The organism is Kytococcus sp. HMSC28H12 (assembly GCF_001816045.1).
Classification (GTDB): Bacteria; Actinomycetota; Actinomycetes; order Actinomycetales; family Dermatophilaceae; genus Kytococcus; species Kytococcus schroeteri.
Genome location: NZ_KV824344.1, coordinates 1 through 2,785, shown reverse-complemented (window position 1 = coordinate 2,785; position 2,785 = coordinate 1). Strand labels below are relative to the sequence as shown.

General features: G+C 71.2%; 4 protein-coding genes. All 4 read left to right on the top strand.

What is annotated here, in order from left to right; translation table 11 throughout:
• The coding region (locus tag HMPREF3099_RS03315) for a helix-turn-helix transcriptional regulator (protein ID WP_141761963.1) at positions 1-665 on the top strand (665 nt) is incomplete at its 5' end.
• Between the two features lie 41 nt (positions 666-706).
• A complete protein-coding gene (locus HMPREF3099_RS03310; protein WP_070703924.1) occupies positions 707-1,078 on the top strand; it encodes a twin-arginine translocase TatA/TatE family subunit in 372 nt (123 codons plus the stop codon).
• Between the two features lie 5 nt (positions 1,079-1,083).
• Positions 1,084-1,905 (top strand): twin-arginine translocase subunit TatC, encoded by an 822-nt coding sequence (tatC, locus tag HMPREF3099_RS03305; protein WP_141494654.1) that lies wholly within the window; start codon positions 1,084-1,086, stop codon positions 1,903-1,905.
• Positions 1,906-2,010: 105 nt separating this feature from the next.
• The coding region (locus tag HMPREF3099_RS03300) for a DEAD/DEAH box helicase (RefSeq protein WP_237769722.1) at positions 2,011-2,785 on the top strand (775 nt) is incomplete at its 3' end.

Sequence of the window (2,785 nt, the reverse complement as noted above, 5' to 3'; positions counted from 1 at the left end):
AGGAGCTGGCCACCCGCATCGCCGAGGCCGCCGGCCCGCTGCGCCCGGTGGTGGAGGGCACCGTGGTGCACGAGGCGTCGGCCCCCACCGACGAGGAGCTGGCCGCCCGTCTGCGCGACGCCGTGCGCAACCGGCGGCTCGTGCGCCTGGAGCACGTGGCCCACGGCCGCGACGAGGCGACCTCCCGTGAGGTCTCCCCGATGCGGGTGGTGGCCGTGGACGGACAGACCTACCTCGAGGCGTGGTGCCACACCGCGGGCGACGTGCGGCTCTTCCGGCTCGACCGCATCGCGGCGGCCGAGGTGCTGGACGCCGACGGCACCCCGCCGGCGCAGGCCGAGCCCAAGGACCTGGGGGCCGGGGCGTACACCGGGGGGCCGGACGACACCGAGGTGGTGCTGGATCTCAGCGCCGAGGCCGACTGGGTGGCCGAGTACTACGGCGGGCAGGACGGGGCCGAGGACGGCGGGCTGGGCCCGGTGCCGCAGGGGCGTCGCCGCGTGGTGGTGCGCGCCGCGGACCCCGCCTGGGTGACCCGTCTGGTGTGGAGCACCGGGGGAGCGGTGCAGGTGGTGGCCCCTGAGACGCTTCTCACGGCCGTGTCGCAGGGCGCGTCCCGCGCCGTGGCGCAGTTGTCGAGCGGCGTGCGCCGTACCGTAAGGTGACAGGGCCCGAACCGGGCACTCGTTCAACCTAGGGAGCCGACATGGGTGCACGTCTTTTCGAGAACCCGCTCATCCTCATCATCCTCGTCATCGCCATCGTGCTGATCTTCGCCTCCGCGAAGCTGCCGGACATGGCCCGCAACCTGGGGCGCTCGGCCCGCGTGCTGAAGTCCGAGGTGGGCGAGATGAAGAAGGACGGCAAGGACGAGACGGTCGACGGAAAGGCCACCGAGGTGCGCGCCGAGGCCCGCCCCGACGGCACCCGCGTCACCGAGACCACGGTGCGTGAGGAGAAGTGGACCCCCGAGGCCCACGCCGCCGACTACGACGCCGCCCGTCCGGACTCCCGTCTGGCCGACCCGACCCGTTCGGCCGAGGCCAACAAGCCGTCCGACGGCACCCGCCTGAACTGACGCGCGTGGCCCGCAACCCCTTCTCGAGGAAGGCTCCGAACCCGGAGGGCCGCATGGCCCTCGTGGAGCACTTCAAGGAACTCCGCAACCGCATGCTCATCGCCGCGGTTGCGGTGTTCGTCGGGATGTGCGTGGGGTGGTACTACTACGAGGCCATCGCCGAGTTCCTGATGCGCCCCATCGTGGAGGTGGCCAAGGAACGCGGCAAGGACGACTTCTCGGTCAACTTCGGCGCCGGTGGCGTGACCCAGCCGTTCACCATCAAGGCCAAGATCTCGGCGGTCGTGGGCGTCATCATCGCCAGCCCGATCTGGCTGTGGCAGTTCTGGGCGTTCATCCTCCCTGGCCTGTACCGCCGGGAGAAGATGATCGCCTTCGGGTACTTCCTCGCGGCGGTGCCGATGTTCCTGCTCGGCTGCGCCCTGGCCCTGTGGGCCCTGCCGTCGGCCGTGAAGGCGCTCATCGGGGCCTTCATGCCGGAGGGCGGCACCAACCTCACGGCGGCCGAGCCGTACTTCGCCTTCGTCGGCAACTTCATCCTCTGGTTCGGCATGGCCTTCCTGCTGCCGGTCATCATGGTGGCCGTCAACCACGCCGGCCTGCTGAGCGGCCGGGTCATGCTCCGGGGCTGGCGCTGGGCCACGATCGGTGTGCTCGTGTTCGCGGCCCTGGCGGCACCGGAGCCCACCTCGATGGTGGCGCTCACCATCCCGATGATGCTCATGTACGTCATCGCCTGCGGCATCGCGATCCTGCGCGACAAGATGCGCAAGCGCGACCGTCCGGAGTACCTGGACCTCGACCCGGACACCGCCTCGGCGCTCTGAGCCGCGCCGCCCGGTCCCACGTCGGCCCGTCCCTTCCGGGGCGGGCCGTTCGCGTGCCCGGGCGGTCACCGTGGGGCTGTCGGTGGCTCCACCTAGGGTGGACGCATGTCCAGTCCCTCGGATCGTTTCGCCGCCGCCCAGCGGCGCGCCCGCCACCCGCACCTGCAGGACTTCCTCATGCGGCAGCCGTTCGAGTTGGACGCCTTCCAGGTGACCGCTTGCGAGGCCGTCGAGGACGGGCACGGCGCGCTCGTGGCGGCCCCGACCGGCGCGGGCAAGACGGTGGTGGGGGAGTTCGCCGTGGACCTGGCCCTGGCCACCGGGCGCAAGTGCTTCTACACCACCCCCATCAAGGCGCTGAGCAACCAGAAGTTCCACGACCTGGCGCAGGAGTACGGGGACGCCAACGTCGGGCTGCTCACCGGCGACTCCAGCATCAACGGCAACGCGCCCGTGGTGGTCATGACCACCGAGGTGCTGCGCAACATGCTCTACGCCGACTCCACCACCCTGCACGGCCTGGGCTTCGTGGTCATGGACGAGGTGCACTACCTGGCCGACCGCATGCGCGGCGTGGTGTGGGAGGAGGTGATCCTGCACCTGCCCCAGGACGTGCAGGTCATCAGTCTCTCGGCCACGGTGAGCAACGCCGAGGAGTTCGGCGCCTGGCTGCGGCAGGTGCGTGGCGACACAGAGGTGGTGGTCTCCGAGGTGCGCCCGGTGCCGCTGTGGCAGCACATGATGGTGGGTGACGACCTCTACGACCTGTTCCCCGAGGGAGGGGTGGGCGCCCGGCGCGGCACGGCGCGGGCGGTGAACCCCGAGCTGCTCGCACGGCTGCGGACCGCCGGGGCCGACGGGACGCTGGACGAGGACGTGG

What these genes read in the sequence shown, in the direction of transcription:
- HMPREF3099_RS03310 (WP_070703924.1), top strand. Translation starts at nt 707, where the DNA reads ATGGGTGCACGTCTTTTCGAGAACCCGCTCATCCTCATCATCCTCGTC.